This is a genomic window from Frateuria sp. Soil773 (assembly GCF_001428405.1).
In the GTDB taxonomy this organism is placed as follows: domain Bacteria; phylum Pseudomonadota; class Gammaproteobacteria; order Xanthomonadales; family Rhodanobacteraceae; genus LMSL01.
The window spans coordinates 1-18,854 of sequence record NZ_LMSL01000011.1 but is presented as its reverse complement, the minus strand read 5'-3'; the positions used below and the strand labels follow the sequence as shown (position 1 = coordinate 18,854).

Below are 18,854 nucleotides of genomic sequence, written 5' to 3'. Positions count from 1 at the left end.
CCGGAGCGCCCATTCCATCGCCCGCACCCCATCGCCCGGGACGGCGCCGCGCTTGCGGCATACTGCGCCGATGCCCGACGCCGCCCGCCAGCGCCCGACGATCGAACGCAGCCCGCTGCCGGATTTCTGCAGCCTGCCGGTGCTGTTCGCGCTGTTCGTGGTCGGCGCGCTGACCGTGACCGTGATGTGGCTGGCGCCGGAAAGCAGCCGCGGCTGGCGCGGCTTCACCGTGGGCATGTCGTTCGTCGCCTGGCTCGCCCTGCTGCTGGCGGTGGCGCTGTGCAAGTCGGCGCCGCTGCTGCAACGGCTACCGCGCCGGCTGCCGTATGCCGGGGTGTGGCTGCTGATGGTGCTGATCGTGGTGCTGGCCAGCGCCGTCGCCGGCTGGCTGGACAGTGCGCTGCAACTGCAACTGATCCGCGGCACCACGCCGTCCTTCATGCGCGACAACGCGTTGATCGCGGCCCTGCTCGGCGCGGCGATGCTGCGCTACTTCTACGTGCTGGCGCAGTGGCAGGCGCGCATGGCGGCGGTAGCGCACGCGCAGTTGGACGCGTTGCAGGCGCGCATCCGCCCGCACTTCCTGTTCAACAGCATGAACACGGTGGCGGCGCTGGTGCGGGTGGACCCGGCCGCGGCCGAGCGCACCGTCGAGGACCTGTCCGAGCTGTTCCGCGCCGCGCTCGGCCAGCACGGCAGCCGCGACGGCACCCTGAGCGAGGAGCTGGCGCTGGTCGAACGCTACCTCGCGATCGAGCAGCTGCGGCTGGGCGAGCGGCTGCGCGTGCAACGCGAACTGGATGCGCTGCCGCCGGACTACCCGCTGCCGCGCCTGCTGCTGCAGCCGCTGGTGGAGAACGCCGTGCGCCACGGCATCCAGCCGCTGCGCGAGGGCGGCGAGATCGTGCTGCGCGGCCACCGCGAGCCGCACGGGCTGGCGATCGAGATCGACAATCCGCTGCCCCCGACGCCCGCCGCCGCAGGCAACGGGCACGGCCTCGACAACGTGCGCCAGCGCGTGCAGTTCCGCTATGGTTCGCGCGCGCAGGTGCATGCCGGACCGCAGGACGGGCGCTTCGTCGTGCGCCTGCAATTGCCGCTGGAAGATGCGCCGGGGGAGGGCCGCAATGCGCGTACTGATCGTCGATGACGAACCGCTGGCGCGCGCGCGCCTCGCCGCCCTGCTCGGCGAATGCGGCGACGACGGCGCGGTCGAGGTCTGCGGCAGCGTGGGCGACGGCGAGGCCGCGCTGGAACTGATCGGCACCCGGCAGCCGGACCTGCTGCTGCTGGACATCAACATGCCCGGCCTCGACGGCACCGCGCTGGCGGCCCGCCTGGCCGGCCGCGCGCGGCCGCAGGTGGTGTTCTGCACCGCCTACGAGAACCACGCGCTGCACGCCTTCGAGCTGGGCGCGGTCGATTACCTGCTCAAGCCGGTGCGTGCCGAGCGCCTGCGCGATGCCTTGCGGCGCGCGCGCCAGCGGCTCGCCGCCGCGCCGCCGGAGGCGGGCGTCTTCCTGCACGGCCGCCTGCGCGGCGAGCCGGTGCGCCTGGCGCTTGCCGAGGTGAGCTGCCTGCTCGCCGACGAGAAATACGTGGTGGCGCACCATGCGCGCGGCGAACTGCTGATCGAGGAATCGCTGCGCCAACTGGAAGAGGCGTACCCGCAGCAACTGGTGCGCCTGCACCGCAACTGCCTGGTGCCCGCGCCGCGCCTGCTCGGCCTGAAGACCCTCGCCGACGGCCGCGTACTGGCCCAGCTCGCCGGCACCGGGCTCAGCCCCGAGGTCAGCCGGCGCAACCTGCCGGCGCTGCGCCGGCTATTGCGGATGAGCTGACGCTCGCGCTGAAGCGGCCGCGAGCGGAGACCGCGACGGCGCATCGGCCCGCGCGGCCGTGTCGATCAATTGGCGCACCAGGGCTCGCTCGCGCGATGTCCAGTACAGCGTGGTGCGAAGCGCCGCCGCGTCGGAACCCCAGCGCAGCGGATCGCTGGACGCGGCGGCGCGATACCAGGCGAGCGCCGCCTCGCGGTCGCCGGCGGCGGTGTAGGTCAACGCCATCGCCATCGGCTGCCACGCGGGGCGGCGGTCCGGACGCAGCGCCAGGTTGCGCCGGAAGGCCGCCATCGCCTGCGCCGGCCGCTCCAGGTTGAGCAGGGCCCAGCCGTACGCCCACAGCAGTCGCCGGTCGTTCGGCTGGATGCGCAGGGCGCGGCCGAAATTGATCCGCGCCGCGCTTTCCCGGTGCGTCGCCGCCGCCAGCCAGCCTTCGTCGGTGAGCCGGCGCACCGGCGACAACTGGGGAAACACGCCGCGCAGGGCATGCCGGCCAGGCTGCGCCGCCTCAGGCAGGCCTCGCGCGGACACGTCCGCATCGCGGTAGGGCTTGCCGTCGGGCAAGAGCCGCGGCAGCGATGCGCCGCCGGGAGTTGCCGCGCTGGCGGCGCCCGCCAGCAGGACGAGGAAGGCGACCCATGCCGCCATGCCGGTCTTCATGCGCAAGCCTCCGATGCCTACCCGCGTTCCAGCATAGCGCGCTGCGACGATATGCTGCGCGCCGCCGCCTGCGCGGCCAGGCCAATTACGCGACAATACCGGCCTGCCTCGCCCGCCGCAGGCCTTGTCCATGCGGCCCAGCTCCGGGAAATCCATGAATCCATCCACCTTGCGCATCGCCACCCGCAAGAGCGCGCTCGCGCTGTGGCAGGCCGAGCACGTGGCCGCGCTGCTGCGCGCCGCCCATCCGGACCTGAAGGTGACCCTGGTGCCGCTGAGCACGCGCGGCGACGAGATCCTCGACCAGCCGCTGGCCGCCATCGGCGGCAAGGGGCTGTTCCTGAAGGAGCTGGAGGTGGCGATGCTGGAAGGCCGCGCCGACCTCGCCGTGCACTCGCTGAAGGACGTGCCGGCGGAACTGGAAAACGGCTTCGTGCTGCCGGCGATCCTGCCGCGCGCGGACGCCGCGGACGCCTTCGTCAGCAACCGCCATGCCGACCTGGCGGCGCTGCCGCAGGGCGCGCGCGTGGGCACCTCGTCGCTGCGCCGCCAGGCGCAGTTGCGCGCGCTGCGCCCGGACCTGCGCCTGCTCGACCTGCGCGGCAACGTCGGCACCCGGCTGGGCAAGCTCGACGCCGACGGCTACGACGCCATCGTGCTGGCCTGCGCCGGGCTCGAACGGCTGGGCCTGCGCGAGCGCATCCGCAGCCGGCTGGCCGCGCCGGAATGGCTGCCGGCGCCCGGCCAGGCGGCGATCGCGATCGAGGCGCGCGCCGACCAGCCGGCCGTGCTGGCGCGGCTGGCCGCGCTCGACGACGCCGACACCCGCCTCACGGTGAGCGCCGAGCGTGCGATGAACCAGGCGCTGGGCGGTAGCTGCACGGTACCGGTGGCCGCCTGGTGCGTGCTCGGCGAACACGGCCTGCATCTGAGCGGCCTGGTCGGCGACGCCGCCAGCGGCAGGCTGCTGCGCGCCGAGGCCAGCGGCAGCGAGGCCGAAGCGCTGGGCCGCCAGGTCGCCGAGGCGCTGTTCGCGCAGGGAGCCGGCGCGCTGCTCGCCGGCTGACCGGCGCGCCACGCGAAAAGGCCCTGCCGCATGCGGCAGGGCCTTTTCGTTTCCGCATCGCAACGGCGCCAGGTGGCGCGCCGCTGCGGCCTGCTCAGAAGTTGTAGACCAGGTTGGTGGTGGTGAGCGTGTCGGTGTTCTTGGTGCCCGGCTGCACGTTGCTGTTGTAGCGTGCCTGGAAGCCGAGCTTCAGCGCCATCTTCTTGGTCATGCTGACCGACAGGCCGGCGTCGTTCTGGTAATACTTGTTCTTCGAGCCCGCTTCGAGCAGGAAGGTGTCCTCGAACGCGGTGTTGTCGGTGATGCGGAACTTGTAGTTGACCAGCCCGCGCGCGACCGCCTCGCCCTCGGTGGGCTGGCGCAGCTTGGTGTTCACGCCGTCGATCTCCTCGACCTTGTCGGCCGGGCGGTAGCGCTTGTAACCGGGGCCGATTTCGAACGACAGCTCGTTGCGCTCGTTCTTCAGCGCGATGTAGCCGTAGCCGAGCGAGACGATGCCCTGCCACAGGTTGGCGCCGAAGTCGTCGTGCTCGTAGCGCGCGGCGCCCACGATGTAGCTGCGCGGGTCGAGCTTGTAGCCGACCGAGGCGCCGGCGTCGTAGCGGTTCGCGGTGGTGGTGAAGCGGTTGATCTCGTTGCCCTCGGCGTCCTGCACCGAGACCTCGCCCTTGGAGCGCATGCCGTTGAGGAAGAAGTTGTTCTTCCACTGCTCGTTTTCCTGGCTCAGGCCGAGCTTGGCGTTGGCGTTGTCGGTGCGCGAGTTGCCGCGCGCGGAGGCGAAGCCGAATTCGCCCGAACCGGTCCAGCCGCCGTTGTTCGCGCCGCTGTCACCCGCATCCTGCGCCTGGGCGGTGAAACTGGCCAGCGCCAGCAGGCACAGGCTGGCGATCAAGGTCTTTTTCATCGAAATCGGTCCCGTTTGTTAAACAAAAGTAAGCCGCCACCTTAGCGCGGCGATTTGAACTCGCAGTGAACATGGCCGCAGAACGGCTGCGGAACGGCCGTGGAAAGCCGCTCAGCCACAGCCGGCCGGCCGGCCCAGCGCCGTCTCGTACAGCCTCTGCTCGATGGTCTTGCCGACCGTGCAGCTCACCGCGGCGGCGGCGACCGGCAGCAGCCCGATGCCGGACAGGTCGTCCAGCAGCAGTACCGAACACGGCAAGGCGTAGACGAACAGCGAGGCGACGAAGCGGGCCGGGCGGATGTCCTGCCGGGCCGGCCTGGCGAACGCCTGCGGCTGCAGCGACTGCCAGCGCAGCACCTCGATCAGGCCGAGCAACAAGGCCAGCATCAGCATCAGCATGACCCAGGCATGGCTGCTGGCCGTATGGCCGGGGTCGCCGCCGTCCTCCAGGCGCAGGCACAGCCACAGCCACAGGCCGCCGCCATAGCAGGCCGAGACCACCCGGCTGATCGGCAGCGTGCTGGAGATCCGCTGCGCGCCTTCGCCGAGCTGGCGCCGGTAGTGCCAGGCGCTGTAGGTGAGGCTGCCCAGGCTGCACAGCAGCAAGGCCATGCCGGCCAGCCGGGTCGCCCAGAAATCGTTGGACCCGCGCACCAGCCCGGCCACCGCCATCATCGGCAGGTAGGTGAGCAGGGCCAGCAGGGCGTCGCGGGTGGGCCGCTGGCCGATGCCGGGCCGCCAGCCGTGCCAGTCGAGCCCGGGCCGCAGGCCGGCGGCCAGCAGGCCCAGGCTGACGAAGAGGCAGCCCAGGCCCAGCGGTAGCAGCGCCTCGCTGCGGCCCTCGCGGTACACGCCCAGGCTGAGTGCGGCGCCCAGCAGCAGCCACAGGCCGTAGCCGCCGACCGCGAGTACCCGCAGCAACACGCCCAGGCGGTCGGGCGCCGCCGCGGGCGGCGGAGGGGAAACGCAGGCCGGATCAGGCGGAGCGACGGGGAATTCGCTGGACGACGGCATCAAATCAGCAACCTTGCAGCCGAAAACGGGCCGGGGGGACGCGACACGGGCGACCGCGGCGACTTGCGGCCGCCACCGGCCATGCCATGCTACACAAGGCCCACACCCGAACGATATGCCATGGACCGTTACGAGCGCATCCTCACCCTGCATCGCCTGCTGAAGTCGGCCCACTACCCGGTGCCGCTGCCCCGGCTGATGGACGAGCTGGAATGCTCGCGCGCGACGCTGTACCGCGACGTCGCCTTCCTGCGCGACGCGCTCGGCGCGCCGATCGAGAGCGCCGGCGGCGAGCATGCCGCCTTCCGCTACGAGGCCGTCGAGGGCGAGCGCTTCGAGCTGCCGGGGCTGTGGCTGACCTCCGACGAGCTGGCCGCGCTGCTGGCGCTGAACGAGCTGATCGGCCGTTCCGGGCCGGGCGTGCTGGCCGGCGCGCTGGCGCCGTTCAAGGCGCGCATCGAGCACCTGCTGGGCGACCAGGGCAACGGCAAGCCGCTGCCGATCGAGCGGATCCGGGTGATCTCGTGGGGCGAGCGCAAGCTGGACCAGCACGCCTTCCGCACCGTGGCCGGCGCGGTGCTCGAACGGCGCCAGTTGCGCTTCCACTACCGCGCGCGCACCACCAATTCGGACAGCAAGCGCACGGTATCGCCGCAGCGGCTGACCCACTACCGCGACAACTGGTACCTCGACGTGTGGGACCACGACCGCGAGGCGCTGCGCAGCTTCGCGGTGGACCGCATCAAGGACGCTCAGGCGCTGGATGCCGCCGCGGTCGACGTCGCCGAGGCCGACCTCAACGAACTGCTCGCCTCCAGCTACGGCATCTTCGCCGGCAAGCCGAAGGCATGGGCGACGATCCGCTTCTCGCCGCACGCCGCGCGCTGGGTCGCCGACGAGCACTGGCACTCGCAGCAGAAGGGCAACTGGCTGCCCGACGGCCGCTACGAACTGCAGTTGCCGTACTCGAAGTCGAAAGAGCTGCTGATGGACGTGCTCAAGTACGGCCCCGACGCGGAGATCGTCGCCCCGCTGCCGCTGCGCGAGGAAATGAAGAGCCTGCTGCATATGGCGTTGAGCGCTTATGGGAATCGGGAATCGGGATTCGGGATTCGCTAGAACCTGTCCAAGATTTGCAGGTATCCCTCACGAAACGTCATCCCAGCGAAAGCTGGGATCCAGCGCCTTTGGGCTTTGGAGCATCAAGTCACTGGATTCCTGCTTTCGCAGGAATGACGGCGAGGCAGTCTGGAACGGCGAAAGGATCGTGAGCAGGCGGCTCTCAGGAGCACAGGCAAGCAACTGACGCATCGGCGCACCCGGAGCGCGCACCGCTTTTCCGAATCCCGAATCCCGAATCCCGGCCCTCAAGGATAAAATGGCCAGAACTGCGGAATAAGCCACATCGACAGCGCGCAGAACAGTGCGATCAGCGGGATGCCCACCTTCATGAAGTCGGTGAAGCGGTAGCCGCCGGCGTAGTAGACCATGGTGTTGGTGGGGTAGCCGACCGGCGTGGCGAACGAGGTGGCCGCCGCGAACGCCACCGCCACCACGAACGGGCGCGCGTCGGCATGCACCGCGTGCGCCACCGATACCGCGATGCCCACCATCAGCACCACTGACGGGTTGTGCCCCATCAGCTCGGTGAGCAGGGCGGTCAGCAGGTAGACCATCAGCAGCGCGGCCAGCGGCCCGTGCGTGCCGACCAGGCCCATGCCGAGCTGCACCAGGGCGGTGGACAGGCCGGTCTTCTCGATCGCCAGGCCCAGCGGCAGGATCGCGCCGAGCAGGATGATGATCTTCCAGTCCATGCCTTCGTAGACGTCCTTGCGGCCGAAGCAGCCGGCCAGCGCCATCAGGGTCGCGCCGCAGATCGCGGCGATCGGGATCGGCAGCCAGCGCAGCCCCGACGCCAGCACCACGCCCGCCATGATCGCCACCGCCACCAGCGCCTTGCGCGGCGTCCGCCGCGCGTCCTCGCGCTCGCTCAATACGATCACCGCCTCCTCGCCGCGCAGCCGCGACATGCTGGCCTCATCGACCAGCACCAGCAGCACGTCGCCCACCGCGAGGCTGACCTCGCTGGGCTTGTCGCGCAGCACGGCGCCGCGACGGTGGATCGCCAGCAGGGTGGCGTCGTGGCGCCAGCCGAGGTCCGACTCGGCGAAGCGGCGGCCCTCCAGCATGCCGGTCGGCGCCACCAGCAGCTCGGTGAGCACGCGCGGCGGCGGCTCCTCGCCGTCGCGCGCGTAGTGCTGTTCCGGCGCGTTGCGCAGCTTGGCCTGGCGCTGGAATTCCTCGATCTTCTCCCAGTCGCCGCGCACCAGCAGCACGTCGCCCGCCGCCAGTTCCTGCGAGCGCGGCGACCACATGTGCTGCTCGCCGCGCAGCAGCTCCAACGGGTACACGCCGAAGCGCTCGCCGAGCTTGGCGTCGGCGATCCTGGTGCCGATCAGCGGCGACTCGGCGGTCACTTCCAGCTCGGTGACGTATTTGCCGATCTCCATCTCGTCGGGCAGCTCGGCGTCGATGTGCCGCGGCAGCAGCCAGCGCCCGACCAGCATCAGGTAGGCGATCCCGGCCACGCCCAGCAGCGCGCCCAGCCGGGTGAATTCGAACACGCCGAACCCCGCCATGCCGTGGCCCTGCGCCAGGCTGTCGGCGAGCAGGTTCGAGGAGGTGCCGATCAGCGTGCACACGCCGCCCATCTGCGCCGCGTAGGCCATCGGCATCAGCACGCGCGCGGGCGAGGTGTGCGTGCGCTGGCACACCCGCAGCGCCAGCGGCAGGAAGGTGGCGACCAGGGCGATGTTCTTGATGAAGGCGCCGAGCGGCGCTATCGCCAGCATCATCGCCAGGGTCAGCAGCCACGGCCGCTTGATCCGCACCAGCCAGCGGCTCAGCGGCTCCAGCGCGCCTGAGCGCTCGATCCCCAGGCTGAGCGCGAACATCGCCGCGACGGTGACGGTGGCCTCGTTGCTGAACCCGCTCAACGCGTCGGCCGGGCTGACGATGCCCAGGATCACCAGCGCCGCCAGCACCATCAGCGCGACCAGGTCGATCCGTACCTTCTCGCTGGCGAACAGCGCCATCGCGGCCGCGATCACGGCCAGCGTGGCCCAGGCCTGCCACGTCATGCGGCCGCTCCGCCGCGCCGCGCCGGCCGGATGCTGCGGATGTCGTCGGTAAGGTGCATGCGGGTCCCCCTGGGCTTGCTGCGGGCGCAGCTTGTCATCATCCTAACCGCAGCCAGTCGCGGGTTCGCCAGCGGGAGCGGCGCGCCCGGAGAATGGCGGCCGCATGGTGGAGCGCGCGACGCATGCAATCCGTGATCGAAACCGCCCATGAGCCTTGAAGAGAACCCCGAAGAGCGCGCCATCGCCCCGGACACCGCCGCGCCGCGCAGGCCCACCGTGGCGCTGGCGCTCGGCGCCGGCGGCGCCAAGGGCCTGGCGCACATCGGCGCGATCGAGGAGATCGAGGCGCGCGGCTTCGAGATCGTCGCCATCGCCGGCGCCTCGATGGGCGCGCTGATCGGCGGCATCTACGCCATGGGCAAGCTCGACGTCTACCGCGACTGGGTCACCACGCTGGCCCGGCTCGACGTGTTCAAGCTGCTCGACTGGACCTTTTCCGGCGGCGGCCTGATCAAGGGCGAGCGGATCATCGGCACGCTGCGCGAGCTGATCGGCGACGTCTGCATCGAACAATTGCCGATCGCCTTCACCGCGGTCGCCACCGACCTGGACCGCGAGCGCGAGGTGTGGCTCACCCGCGGCTCGCTGTTCGATGCGATCCGCGCCTCGATCGCGATCCCGACCGTGTTCCGGCCCTACCACCTCGACGGCCACCGGCTGGTCGACGGCGCCCTGCTCAACCCGGTGCCGGTGACGCCGCTGATCCGCGATCCGGCCGACTACCTGTTCGCGATCAGCATGGACGGGCCGGCGGAAACCGTGCCCGCGGCAACCCCGCCCGAGCCGGAGGCGGAGCGCAACGGCCACCGCCACCGCATCGGCGAGCTGTTCGGCCGGCTGCTGCCGCACAGCGAAGGCAAGCCGCGCGAGCCGGGCGCCTTCGAGCTGCTCAACCAGTCGATGGACCTGATGCAGGCGAACCTGTCGCGGCTGCGCCTGGCCGCCTACGAGCCGGACCTGCTGATCCAGTTGCCGCGCAACGTGTCCACCGCCTACGAGTTCTACCGCGCCGGCGAGCTGATCGAGCGCGGGCGCGAGCAGGCGCGCACCGCGCTGGAAGGCTGGGCGGCACCGGGCACGCCGCTGCGCCAGTCCTGACCGCCGCGCTTCAGCGCGGGCCGTGCGTGTGCAGCCAGTTCTCCAGGTAGGCCTTCAGCACGACCGCGTTGTTGTGCTCCTCGTCGCGGGCGCCGTAGAGCAGGGTCACCGTGTGCCGCGCCGAACGCTCGGCGAGCGGGCGCCAGAGCTCGGCCTGCGCGTCCAGCTCGGTGGCGTAGCGATGGCGGAAGCCCTCCCAGCGCGACGGCTCGTGGCCGAACCACTGGCGCAGGGCGGTGGACGGCGCCAGCTCCTTCGCCCACAGGTCCAGCGGCACCGCCTCCTTCTTCAGCCCGCGCGGCCACAGGCGGTCGACCAGGACGCGGTAGCCGTCCGCCTTCGCGGCAGGCTCGTAGACACGCTTGACGTTGATGGCCATGGCTGCTGCCCCCGCGCGGCAGGGAGGGAAGGACCAAGCATACGCCGCCGCCGGCCGGCGGCGCATGGCGCCGCGCTCACATCTTCACGCGCAGGCTCAGCATGACGTTGCGCGGCTCGCCCCAGAACACGCCGTCGTAGAAGCCGACGTTGCGGTAGTAGCGGCGGTCGAACAGGTTGCTCACGTTGAGCTGGGCCGACAGGTGCGCATTGAAGCGGTAGCCGGCCATGGCGTCGGCCACCGCGTAGCCGCCCTGGCGGATATGCGGGTACGGCTCGGCGTGCAGCGGCGGCCGGCCGTACCAGGACACCTCGTAGATGCCGCTCTGCAGCTTCACGCCGGCGCCCACGCGCAGCCCTTCCAGCGCGCCGCCGAACTGGTAGGCGGTCGACAGGCGCAGCAGGTGGCGCGGCTGGTTCGGCACCGCGCGGCTGCCGTCGGCCTCCCGCGCGCGCAGGAAGGTGTAGCCGGCGCTGAGGTTCCAGCCCGCCACGGGGTTGCCGGCCACCTGCGCCTCGACGCCGGTCACCGTGATGCCCTTGCCGTTGGCGACGTAGGCGTCGCTGCCGTCGGGCAGCTTGAAGCCGGGCGGCACCGTGGTGTCGCGCTCGGCGACGTCGACCTTGCGCGTGCGGAACACCGCCAGCGAGGCGTCCAGCGCGCCGTCGTTCCAGGTGCCCTTGATGCCGGCCTCGGTATTGCTGCCGGTGGCGGGCTTCAGGTAGCGGTTGTCGCGGTCGCGGTAGCTCTGCGGCTGGAACAGGTCGGCGTAGCTGGCGTACAGCGCGTAGGTGGGATTGAGATCCCAGGTGATGCCGGCGTAGGGCGTCACCTGCTCGCTGATCGCGAGCCGGTCGCCGGTGCCAGCGAGCCGGCCGGAGGTATCGTACCGGCGCGTCCAGGTGCGGTAGCTGCTGACGCGCACGCCGGCGATCGCATGCAGCGTCTCGGCGAGGCTGAAGCGCGCGGCCAGGTAGCCGCCGCCCAGTTGCGTGTACTGGTCGCTGCGGCTGCCGTCGGGCACGAACACCGGCCGCGGGATGTCGCCGGTCCAGTGGCGGTAGTCGGGGACTTCCGCCGGGTAGCCGATGTCCGCGCTGCCGCCGACGCTGCGGTACTTCTGGAACCAGCCGTTCCAGCCCGCGACCAGGGTGTGCTCGCGCCCGAACAGCTCGAACGGGCCGGTGGCGTACACGTCCAGGTTGTCGTTGGTGTAGCGGCCTTCGCCCCACACGCCGCTCCACAGGCTCATGCCCGCGCCGGTGGCGGGATCGGGGTAGCCGCTGCCGGCGTAGGCGACGGTGGTGTCGTTGACGCTGGTGGTGCGCGCCAGCGCCAGCCGCAGCAGCCAGCCGTTGGCGAAGGCGTGCTGCAGGGCGCCGCTCAGCGTGTGCTGGCGGTTGCGCCAGGTACTCCACGGCGTGCTCAGGCTGAAGTCGCGCGGCAGCTTCGCCAGGCTGCCGTCGGCGTTCCAGTACGGCACCGCGCCCCAGGTGGCGCCGGTGGGCACGTTGTTCTGGAAGTCGTAGCTGAAGGTGAGCAGGGTGTGGTCGGTGAGATCGGCCTCCAGCGTCGCCAGGCCCACGTTCTTGCGCTCGTGGTACATGCGCATGAAGGCGTCGTGCTCCTGCCAGGCGCCGCTGGCGCGGGCGCGGATCCGGCCGTCGGCGGTGAGCGGCACGCTGACGTCGCCTTCGACGCGGTGGTGGTTCCAGCGCCCGGCCTCGACGCGCGCGCTGGCGGCGAGCGTGCGCCCGGGCCGCTTGCGGATCATGTTGACCGTGGCCGACGGGTCGCCGGTGCCGCCGAGCAGGCCGGTGGCGCCGCGCACCACGTCCACCCGCTCGTAGATCGCGGTGTCGGCCAGCGGCGCGTTCAGGCCCTGCGGCACGCCGTCGATCTGGAAATTGCTGATCGGGAAGCCGCGCGCGTAGAAGCTGGTGCGCTCGCTGTCCAGCTGCTGCACCATGATGCCGGTGGTGTGCTCCAGCACGTCGTCGATGGTGTCGAGCGCCAGGTCGTCCATCTGCTGCCGGGTGACCACACTGACCGACTGCGGCGTCTCGTGCAGCGACAGGTCCAGGCGCGTGGCGCTGTTGCTGGCGTCGGCGGCGTAGCCCTGGGGCAGGGCGTCGGCGCGCACGTTCACCGATTTCAGGGTGCGCACCGGCACGGCGGGCGCTTCGGCCGCGGCCGGCGTGGGCGAGGCGGATTCCGCCATGGCGGCGCACGGCAGCAGGACGGCGACGGGGCCGGACAGCAGGCGCAGGGCAACGGCCGCCCGGCACGCATGCGGGCGCGATCGAATAGGCATCTTCGTTCATTCCGGAAAATGGGCGCGGTCCGCCCGGCCCGGGGCCGGGCTGATGGACGCCTGCGCGGAAAGCGGGAGGAGGCGGGCACGCCGGTACTGGCGTGCGTGGCACCCGCGGCAACGGTTCGGTGCGCGAGACTAGTACAAATGCGAATCACTCGCAATTATATGCGGTGCTTTGAGGCCTGGGCGGCGTGCCCGGAACCGGATCATCACTGATCGCCTGGCCCTTGAGCCTGTCCACGTTCTCCGGATATCACCACGTCATCCCAGCGAAAGCTGGGATCCAGCGCCTTTGGAGTTTTGGAGCATCAAGCCACTGGATTCCTGCTTTCGCAGGGATGACGGCGAGGCGGTTGGAACGACCGATAGATCGTGAACGCCTCTCAAGGCGCCGGACTAGATTTCCTCCACCCGCGTCACCTTCCCGCGGCGCATCAGCCAGGCCACGCCGCGCAGGTCGGCCAGGCCGACCCATAGGCGGTCCAGCATGCCGTACTTGGAGGTGCCGGCGGTGCGCGGGCGGTGGCCCACCGGCACGCTCTGGCTCTGGAAGCCGGCGCGCTTCACCAGCGCCGGCAGGTAGCGGTGCATGTGGTCGAAGTAGGGCAGGCGCAGGAACACCTCGCGCTCGAACAGCTTGAGGCCGCAGCCGGTGTCCGGCGTGGCGTCCTTGAGCATGCGCGAGCGCACCGCGTTGGCGATCTTCGAGGAGATCCGCTTGTTGAAGCTGTCGCGGCGGGTGGTGCGCCAGCCGGCGAACAGCTTCAGGTCCGGCCCGGCGGCGTCGCGGGCGGCGAGCAGCTTGGGAATGTCGGCCGGATCGTTCTGGCCGTCGCCGTCGAGCGTGGCGATCCACGGCGACTTCGCCGCGCGCACGCCGTTCCATACCGCGGTGCTTTGTCCGCTGCGGCTCAGGTGCCGCACGATGCGCAGCTCCGGGTAGCGCGCCGCCTTTTCCGCGGCCAGCACGGCGACGCTGTCGTCGCTGGAATCGTCGTCGACGTAGACGATCTCGAAATCGATCCGCCCGCGCAGCGCGGCGGCGATCTCGGCGAGCAGCGGTGGGATGTTGTCGCGCTCGTTGAAGACGGGCACGACGACGGAGAGCTGGGGCATGGGACCCGTCCGGAAGCGATCAGGCGGCGATTATCGCCGATGTGGGCGCGTGGCACAGCGGAGGGCAATGTCCCGGCCGCGTCATGCCCGTCGTCCCGGCGCAAGCCGCGATCCAGCGACTTCGGCCGCGACAAGCAACGACACCGGATCCCAGCTTGCGCCGGGATGACGTCCGGCGTTCCCGATATGCCGCTTCGAGCCGCCGTGGCAAGGCGTGTCAGCGGATCTTGCCGAGGATGCCTTCCAGCTCGTCGTTGCTGTGATAGTGGATCACCAGCTTGCCGCGGCCGCCGCGGCCGGTCGCCAGCTCGACGCGGGTAGCGAAGCGTTCGGCCAGCTCGCGTTCCAGGTCGGCGACGTTGGGGTCGCGCGCGGGCGTGCTCTTGGCCTTGCCTTTCGGCACGGTCTGCGCGCGGCGCGCCGCTTCTTCCAGCTCGCGCACCGACCAGCCCAGCGTCGAGGCCTGGCGCGCCAGCGGCACCGCGATCGCCTCGTCCAGGGTCAGCAGGCAGCGGGCATGGCCCATTTCCAGCTTGCCCTCGTCGAGCAGGCGCTTGATCGGTTCCGGCAGCTCGGTGAGCCGCAGCATGTTCGACACCGACGCGCGCGAGCGGCCGACCGCGTCGGCGGCCTGCTGGTGGGTGAGGTCGAAGTCGTCGATCAGGCGCTTGAGCGCGTCGGCCTCTTCCAGCGGGGTGAGGTCCTGGCGCTGGATGTTCTCGATCAGCGCCATCGCCGGCACGGCGGCCTCGTCGACGGTCTTGACCAGCGCCGGGATCTCGCTCATCTGCGCGCGCTGGGCGGCGCGCCAGCGGCGCTCGCCGGCGATCAGCTCGTAGGCGTTGCGGCCGGTCGCGCGCACCACCACCGGCTGGATCAGGCCCTGCGCCCTGATCGAGGCGGCCAGCTCGTCCAGCGCCTCGTCGTTCCAGTGGCGCCGCGGCTGGTACTTGCCGGGCTGGATCTGCTGGATCGGCAGCGTGCGCAGTTCGCCTTCCTGCTCGATCGCCGACGGCGCGCCTTCGCCGTCGCCGCCGAGCAGGGCGTCGAGTCCGCGTCCGAGGCCTCGTTTCTTGGCTGCCATGCTTACTCCTGGTGGTTGGCGGCGGGCGCCTTGAGCAGCGCGCCGCTGTCTTCGGGCACGACCGGCGGCGCGGGCGCGGCCGGCTCGGCGGCGGCTTCGGCGGCCGTCGTGCCGCCGGCAGCGGCGAGGTTGCGCTCGCGCCGGATCAGCTCGCCGGCCAGGCCGGTGTAGGCCAGCGCGCCGCGCGAGCTGCGGTCGTACAGGTGGATCGGCTGGCCGTGGCTGGGCGCCTCGGCCAGGCGCACGTTGCGCGGGATGATCGAGCGCAGCACCTTGTCGCCGAAGTGCTGGGTGAGCTGGGCGGAGACCTCGTTGCCGAGGTTGTTGCGCACGTCGTACATGGTGCGCAGCAGGCCCTCGATCTCCAGGTTCGGGTTCAGCCGCTGGCGCACCGCGCGCACCGTGTCGAGCAGGCTGGAAAGCCCTTCCAGCGCGAAGTACTCGCACTGCACCGGGATCAGCAGGCCGTCGGCGGCGGTCAGCGCGTTGAGCGTGAGCAGGTGCAGGGTGGGCGGGCAGTCGATCAGGATGGTCTGGTACCTGTCGGCCACCTTGGCCAGTTGTTCCTTCAGCCGGTGCTCGCGCGCCAGCGCGTCCATCAGCTTCAGCTCGGCGGCGGTGAGGTCGCCGTTGCCGGGCAGCAGGTCGTAGTGGGCTTCGGTGGCGACGATGGCCTGCTCGATCGGCGCCTCTTCCAGCAGCACCGCGCAGCCGTTCGGCACGGCCTCGCGCTTGTCCACGCCGGACGCCATCGTCGCGTTGCCCTGCGGGTCGAAGTCGACCAGCAGCACCTTGCGCTTGGCGGCGGCGAGCGCCGCGGCGAGATTGACGGCGGTGGTGGTCTTGCCGACGCCGCCTTTCTGGTTGGCGACAGCGATGATGCGAGCCATGTGTCGTCGATACCGTGCACGGAAAGGGGCTAGTGTAGTGCCTCGCCCGGACTCGCGCCTTCCCGCCGCCGGCCGCGGCAGGGCGGCCGGCGGCGCCGGCTTAGTCGCCGATCCGCCGGCCGTCGCCGGCGTCGAAGAAGTGCAGCCGCTCCGCGGCCAGGGCCAGCCGCAGCGTCGCGCCGGGTTCCGGCAGCGGCCGCGGCGGGATGCGCGAGACCAGCGCCAGGTCGCCCAGGCGCAGGTTGAGGAAGACCTCGTTGCCGACCGGCTCGGCCAGCTCCAGCCGCGCCTCCAGCGCGGCTTCGCCGGCGGCCGGCTGCAGGTGCTCGGGGCGCACGCCGACCACCACCTCGCGGCCGTGCCATGCCCGCAGCGCGGTGGCCTGCGGGGGCTCGCCCAGCGCGATCTCACCGTGCGCCGTGGCCAGCATCAGCCCGTGCCCGGCCCGCAGCGTGCCGTGGAACCGGTTCATCGCCGGGCTGCCGAGGAAGCCGGCGACGAACAGGTTGGCCGGCCGCTCGTACAGCGCCATCGGCGTGTCGATCTGCTGCACCACGCCGCCGTCGAGCACCACGATGCGCTGGCCCAGCGTCATCGCCTCCACCTGGTCGTGGGTGACGTAGACCATCGTGGCGCCGAGCCGCCGGTGCAGCCGCGCGATCTCCACCCGCATCGCCTGGCGCAGCTTGGCGTCGAGGTTGGACAGCGGCTCGTCGAGCAGGAACACCTTCGGGTCGCGCACCAGCGCGCGGCCCAGCGCCACGCGCTGGCGCTGGCCGCCGGACAGCGCGGCGGGGCGCGCGTCCAGCCGCGATTCCAGCTCCAGCAGGACCGCCGCCTCGCGCACGCGGCGCTCGATCTCGGCGGCCTTGTGGCCGCGCAGCTTCAGTCCGAAGCCGAGGTTCTCGGCCACCGTCATGTGCGGGTACAGCGCGTAGTTCTGGAACACCATCGCGATGTCGCGGCCCTTCGGCGGCACCTCGTTGACCACCGTGCCGCCGATGCTGAGCGTGCCGCCGCTGATCGACTCCAGCCCGGCGATCATCCGCAGCAAAGTAGTCTTGCCGCAGCCGGAGGGGCCGACCAATACCATCAACTCGCCGTCGGCGATCTCGAAGCTGGCCCCGGCGACACCGACGTGCCCGTTGGGATAGACCTTGCACAACTGCTGCAGGCTCACGGCCGCCATCGGTTGTCTCCTCGCCAGGGCCAGCCGCCGGCCGGCGCACGAAGAACCGGTCCGGACCGACTGCAGATTGCACGATATTCGGCTATTCTGCCTATGTAATCGTTTACATCAAGACCTTGAGCCAGAGACGGCCCTCATGACCCGCAGCTTCCGCTTTCCCGAAGGTTTCCATTGGGGCGCCGCCACCTCGGCCTACCAGATCGAGGGCTCTCCGCTGGCCGACGGCGCCGGGCCGAGCATCTGGCAGCGCTTCGCGCATACGCCGGGGATGATGGTCAACGGCGACACCGGCGACCTCGCCTGCGACCACTACCGGCGCTACCGGGACGACGTGCGATTGATGAAGGCGCTCGGCCTGAAGGGCTACCGCTTCAGCATCAACTGGGCGCGCGTGCTGCCGGAGGGCACCGGCCGGGTCAACCCGAAGGGGCTGGATTTCTACTCGCGGCTGGTCGACGAACTGCTCGAACACGGCATCGCGCCGAACGCCACGCTGTTCCACTGGGACCTGCCGGCGGCGCTGGACGACCGCGGCGGCTGGCTCAACCGCGACAGCGCGCACTGGTTCGCCGAGTACGCCGAGACCATGTTCAAGGCGCTCGATGGCCGCGTGCGGCGCTGGGCCACGCTCAACGAGCCGTGGGTGGTCACCGACGGCGGCTACCTGCACGGCGCGCTGGCGCCGGGCCATCGCAGCAAGTACGAGGCGCCGCTCGCCGCGCACAACCTGATGCGCGCCAGCGGCGCCGGCATCCAGGCCTACCGCGCGCACGGCCGGCACGAGATCGGCGTGGTATTCAACATCGAGCCGAAATATCCCCACTCGGACAGTCCCGAGGACCTCGCCGCCACCCGCCGCGCGCACGCCTACATGAACGAGCAGTTCGCCGACCCGGCCCTGCTCGGCAGCTACCCGCCGGAACTGCGGGAGATCTTCGGCGACGCCTGGCCGGATTTCCCCGACGACGATTTCCGGCTGACCTGCCAGAAACCTGACTACGTCGGCATCAACTACTACACCCGCGCCGTGGTGCGGCACGACCTCGGCCAGTACCCGCTGCGCGCCTCGCCGGTGCGCCAGCCCAACAAGACCTATACCGAGACCGGCTGGGAAGTGTTCGAGCAGGGCCTCACCGACACGCTGACCTGGTTCAGGAGCCGCTACGGCGACCTTCCCCTGTACGTCACCGAGAACGGCTCGGCGTTCTACGACCCGCCCGTGGCCGAGGGCGGCGTGCTGGACGACCCGCTGCGCACCGACTACCTGCGCCGGCACCTCAGGGCGCTGCACCGGGCGATCGGGGCCGGGGTGAACCTGAAGGGCTATTACGCCTGGTCGCTGCTGGACAACCTGGAATGGTCGCTGGGCTTCTCCAAGCGCTTCGGCCTGTACCACGTGGACTTCGCCACGCAGGAACGCACGCCCAAGGCGAGCGCGAAACTGTATGCCGAAGTGATCGCCAGCAACGGTGCGGCGCTGGACGACCAGGCCAACGCGACAAGATGACGGATGAGCGGCCGGCCCTGACGCGCGGAGACGGGAGTTTCTACCGGAACGGTAGTCTAACGACGCGCCACCGAATCCCAGAACACAACGGTTAATGCCGCTGCTCAGTATTCACTATCTTTATGTGCCCACTAGCATCGCCACCAATGTCCAGACCTGTCAAACCGCATTCCGACAGACTGATGCCGTACGAGTAATTGCTTGCACGGAACAGGCCTCTGATTTCGATGTACTTGCCGTTGTACAGGTCTTCCTTCTCGCCGAGGTCTCCGGTGTTGAGAAGACTCAAGCAACCGGAGTCCTTCGCCCAATAGTCTTTGTCGTACCCCAAGCGGGTCACCAGATACATTGACTCCGGCCCAACGACTAAGTAGCCGCGCAATGTCATTTGCTGGCCATCGTATTGCGCCCGATTGGCATTAAGCTTCGAAATATCCAGCGTACTGTCAGTGGCTATGCCATCTATTGGCATCATGAAAAAAACTAGCAACAGTAGAAGTAAAAGAACTCTCATTCGGCTGGCCTCAGAACCTGTTCACGATCTTTCGCGAGTGTTGCACACTAGTGGAATGCGCAAGAAGACGTATCC

Annotated in this window: 17 protein-coding genes; 6 read left to right on the top strand and 11 right to left on the bottom strand. The window is 70.3% G+C overall.

Annotated features, from left to right (window positions below; all coding sequences use genetic code 11):
* Nucleotides 1-70: 70 nt before the first annotated feature.
* Both ASG87_RS05660 and ASG87_RS05655 read left to right on the top strand, forming a co-directional pair.
* The gene (locus ASG87_RS05660) at nucleotides 71-1,150 is read left to right on the top strand and encodes a histidine kinase (protein ID WP_056002135.1); all 1,080 of its coding nucleotides are present in this window, start codon (nucleotides 71-73) and stop codon (nucleotides 1,148-1,150) included.
* A complete protein-coding gene (locus ASG87_RS05655) occupies nucleotides 1,128-1,841 on the top strand; it encodes a LytTR family DNA-binding domain-containing protein (protein ID WP_056002132.1) in 714 nt (237 codons plus the stop codon). Before ASG87_RS05660 ends, ASG87_RS05655 begins: the two co-directional genes overlap by 23 nt.
* On the opposite strand, the gene ASG87_RS05650 is transcribed toward ASG87_RS05655, so the two are convergent.
* A complete protein-coding gene (locus tag ASG87_RS05650; protein WP_162258320.1) occupies nucleotides 1,824-2,633 on the bottom strand; it encodes a hypothetical protein in 810 nt (269 codons plus the stop codon). The genes ASG87_RS05655 and ASG87_RS05650 overlap by 18 nt on opposite strands.
* Before the next feature lie 22 nt (nucleotides 2,634-2,655).
* On the opposite strand from ASG87_RS05650, the gene hemC reads away from it, so the two are divergent.
* Nucleotides 2,656-3,567 carry a hydroxymethylbilane synthase gene (hemC, locus tag ASG87_RS05645; RefSeq protein WP_056002126.1) on the top strand — a complete coding sequence of 304 codons (912 nt, stop codon included), beginning with the start codon at nucleotides 2,656-2,658 and terminating at the stop codon, nucleotides 3,565-3,567.
* Between the two features lie 94 nt (nucleotides 3,568-3,661).
* On the opposite strand, the gene ASG87_RS05640 is transcribed toward hemC, so the two are convergent.
* Together ASG87_RS05640 and ASG87_RS05635 are read right to left on the bottom strand one after the other, a co-directional pair.
* Nucleotides 3,662-4,471: a DUF481 domain-containing protein gene (locus ASG87_RS05640; RefSeq protein WP_056002123.1), complete on the bottom strand. Its 810-nt coding sequence runs from the start codon at nucleotides 4,469-4,471 to the stop codon at nucleotides 3,662-3,664.
* A gap of 111 nt (nucleotides 4,472-4,582) precedes the next feature.
* Nucleotides 4,583-5,485, bottom strand: a complete 903-nt coding sequence (locus tag ASG87_RS05635) for a hypothetical protein (protein ID WP_056002120.1) — start codon at nucleotides 5,483-5,485, stop codon at nucleotides 4,583-4,585.
* Between the two features lie 120 nt (nucleotides 5,486-5,605).
* Between ASG87_RS05635 and ASG87_RS05630 the strand changes: the two genes are divergently transcribed.
* Nucleotides 5,606-6,604, top strand: a complete 999-nt coding sequence (locus ASG87_RS05630) for a YafY family protein (RefSeq protein ID WP_056002117.1) — start codon at nucleotides 5,606-5,608, stop codon at nucleotides 6,602-6,604.
* 248 nt (nucleotides 6,605-6,852) lie between these two features.
* Here the strand turns inward: ASG87_RS05630 and ASG87_RS05625 are convergent, their stop codons facing one another.
* The gene (locus ASG87_RS05625; protein ID WP_056002114.1) at nucleotides 6,853-8,625 is read right to left on the bottom strand and encodes an SLC13 family permease; all 1,773 of its coding nucleotides are present in this window, start codon (nucleotides 8,623-8,625) and stop codon (nucleotides 6,853-6,855) included.
* A 207-nt stretch (nucleotides 8,626-8,832) separates the two neighbouring features.
* On the opposite strand from ASG87_RS05625, the gene ASG87_RS05620 reads away from it, so the two are divergent.
* Nucleotides 8,833-9,783 carry a patatin-like phospholipase family protein gene (locus ASG87_RS05620; RefSeq protein WP_056002111.1) on the top strand — a complete coding sequence of 317 codons (951 nt, stop codon included), beginning with the start codon at nucleotides 8,833-8,835 and terminating at the stop codon, nucleotides 9,781-9,783.
* A gap of 10 nt (nucleotides 9,784-9,793) precedes the next feature.
* Here ASG87_RS05620 and ASG87_RS05615 read toward each other — a convergent pair whose 3' ends face one another.
* From ASG87_RS05615 to ugpC, 6 genes are all read right to left on the bottom strand, one after another.
* The gene (locus tag ASG87_RS05615) at nucleotides 9,794-10,162 is read right to left on the bottom strand and encodes a DUF488 domain-containing protein (protein WP_056002108.1); all 369 of its coding nucleotides are present in this window, start codon (nucleotides 10,160-10,162) and stop codon (nucleotides 9,794-9,796) included.
* Nucleotides 10,163-10,238: 76 nt separating this feature from the next.
* Nucleotides 10,239-12,476, bottom strand: a complete 2,238-nt coding sequence (locus ASG87_RS05610; RefSeq protein ID WP_056002104.1) for a TonB-dependent siderophore receptor — start codon at nucleotides 12,474-12,476, stop codon at nucleotides 10,239-10,241.
* A 399-nt stretch (nucleotides 12,477-12,875) separates the two neighbouring features.
* On the bottom strand, nucleotides 12,876-13,595 hold the full coding sequence (locus tag ASG87_RS05605) for a glycosyltransferase (RefSeq protein WP_056002101.1): 720 nt from the start codon (nucleotides 13,593-13,595) through the stop codon (nucleotides 12,876-12,878).
* Between the two features lie 217 nt (nucleotides 13,596-13,812).
* Nucleotides 13,813-14,679, bottom strand: coding sequence for a ParB/RepB/Spo0J family partition protein (locus ASG87_RS05600; protein WP_056002098.1), 867 nt, complete (start codon nucleotides 14,677-14,679; stop codon nucleotides 13,813-13,815).
* Nucleotides 14,680-14,681: 2 nt separating this feature from the next.
* The gene (locus ASG87_RS05595) at nucleotides 14,682-15,569 is read right to left on the bottom strand and encodes a ParA family protein (RefSeq protein ID WP_056002096.1); all 888 of its coding nucleotides are present in this window, start codon (nucleotides 15,567-15,569) and stop codon (nucleotides 14,682-14,684) included.
* Nucleotides 15,570-15,669: 100 nt separating this feature from the next.
* Nucleotides 15,670-16,758, bottom strand: a complete 1,089-nt coding sequence (gene ugpC, locus ASG87_RS05590; RefSeq protein ID WP_056002093.1) for a sn-glycerol-3-phosphate ABC transporter ATP-binding protein UgpC — start codon at nucleotides 16,756-16,758, stop codon at nucleotides 15,670-15,672.
* A 136-nt stretch (nucleotides 16,759-16,894) separates the two neighbouring features.
* Between ugpC and ASG87_RS05585 the strand changes: the two genes are divergently transcribed.
* Nucleotides 16,895-18,265: a GH1 family beta-glucosidase gene (locus ASG87_RS05585; protein WP_056002090.1), complete on the top strand. Its 1,371-nt coding sequence runs from the start codon at nucleotides 16,895-16,897 to the stop codon at nucleotides 18,263-18,265.
* A gap of 91 nt (nucleotides 18,266-18,356) precedes the next feature.
* Here the strand turns inward: ASG87_RS05585 and ASG87_RS05580 are convergent, their stop codons facing one another.
* Nucleotides 18,357-18,779 (bottom strand): hypothetical protein, encoded by a 423-nt coding sequence (locus tag ASG87_RS05580; protein WP_157510894.1) that lies wholly within the window; start codon nucleotides 18,777-18,779, stop codon nucleotides 18,357-18,359.
* Nucleotides 18,780-18,854 lie beyond the last annotated feature (75 nt).

Coding starts and splice junctions, on each gene's coding strand:
- ASG87_RS05660 (WP_056002135.1), top strand. CDS start 71: ATGCCCGACGCCGCCCGCCAGCGCCCGACGATCGAACGCAGCCCGCTG.
- ASG87_RS05655 (WP_056002132.1), top strand. CDS start 1,128: ATGCGCGTACTGATCGTCGATGACGAACCGCTGGCGCGCGCGCGCCTC.
- ASG87_RS05650 (WP_162258320.1), bottom strand. CDS start 2,633: ATGGACAAGGCCTGCGGCGGGCGAGGCAGGCCGGTATTGTCGCGTAAT.
- hemC (WP_056002126.1), top strand. CDS start 2,656: ATGAATCCATCCACCTTGCGCATCGCCACCCGCAAGAGCGCGCTCGCG.
- ASG87_RS05640 (WP_056002123.1), bottom strand. CDS start 4,471: ATGAAAAAGACCTTGATCGCCAGCCTGTGCCTGCTGGCGCTGGCCAGT.
- ASG87_RS05635 (WP_056002120.1), bottom strand. CDS start 5,485: ATGCCGTCGTCCAGCGAATTCCCCGTCGCTCCGCCTGATCCGGCCTGC.
- ASG87_RS05630 (WP_056002117.1), top strand. CDS start 5,606: ATGGACCGTTACGAGCGCATCCTCACCCTGCATCGCCTGCTGAAGTCG.
- ASG87_RS05625 (WP_056002114.1), bottom strand. CDS start 8,625: ATGACGTGGCAGGCCTGGGCCACGCTGGCCGTGATCGCGGCCGCGATG.
- ASG87_RS05620 (WP_056002111.1), top strand. CDS start 8,833: ATGAGCCTTGAAGAGAACCCCGAAGAGCGCGCCATCGCCCCGGACACC.
- ASG87_RS05615 (WP_056002108.1), bottom strand. CDS start 10,162: ATGGCCATCAACGTCAAGCGTGTCTACGAGCCTGCCGCGAAGGCGGAC.
- ASG87_RS05610 (WP_056002104.1), bottom strand. CDS start 12,476: ATGCCTATTCGATCGCGCCCGCATGCGTGCCGGGCGGCCGTTGCCCTG.
- ASG87_RS05605 (WP_056002101.1), bottom strand. CDS start 13,595: ATGCCCCAGCTCTCCGTCGTCGTGCCCGTCTTCAACGAGCGCGACAAC.
- ASG87_RS05600 (WP_056002098.1), bottom strand. CDS start 14,679: ATGGCAGCCAAGAAACGAGGCCTCGGACGCGGACTCGACGCCCTGCTC.
- ASG87_RS05595 (WP_056002096.1), bottom strand. CDS start 15,569: ATGGCTCGCATCATCGCTGTCGCCAACCAGAAAGGCGGCGTCGGCAAG.
- ugpC (WP_056002093.1), bottom strand. CDS start 16,758: ATGGCGGCCGTGAGCCTGCAGCAGTTGTGCAAGGTCTATCCCAACGGG.
- ASG87_RS05585 (WP_056002090.1), top strand. CDS start 16,895: ATGACCCGCAGCTTCCGCTTTCCCGAAGGTTTCCATTGGGGCGCCGCC.
- ASG87_RS05580 (WP_157510894.1), bottom strand. CDS start 18,779: ATGAGAGTTCTTTTACTTCTACTGTTGCTAGTTTTTTTCATGATGCCA.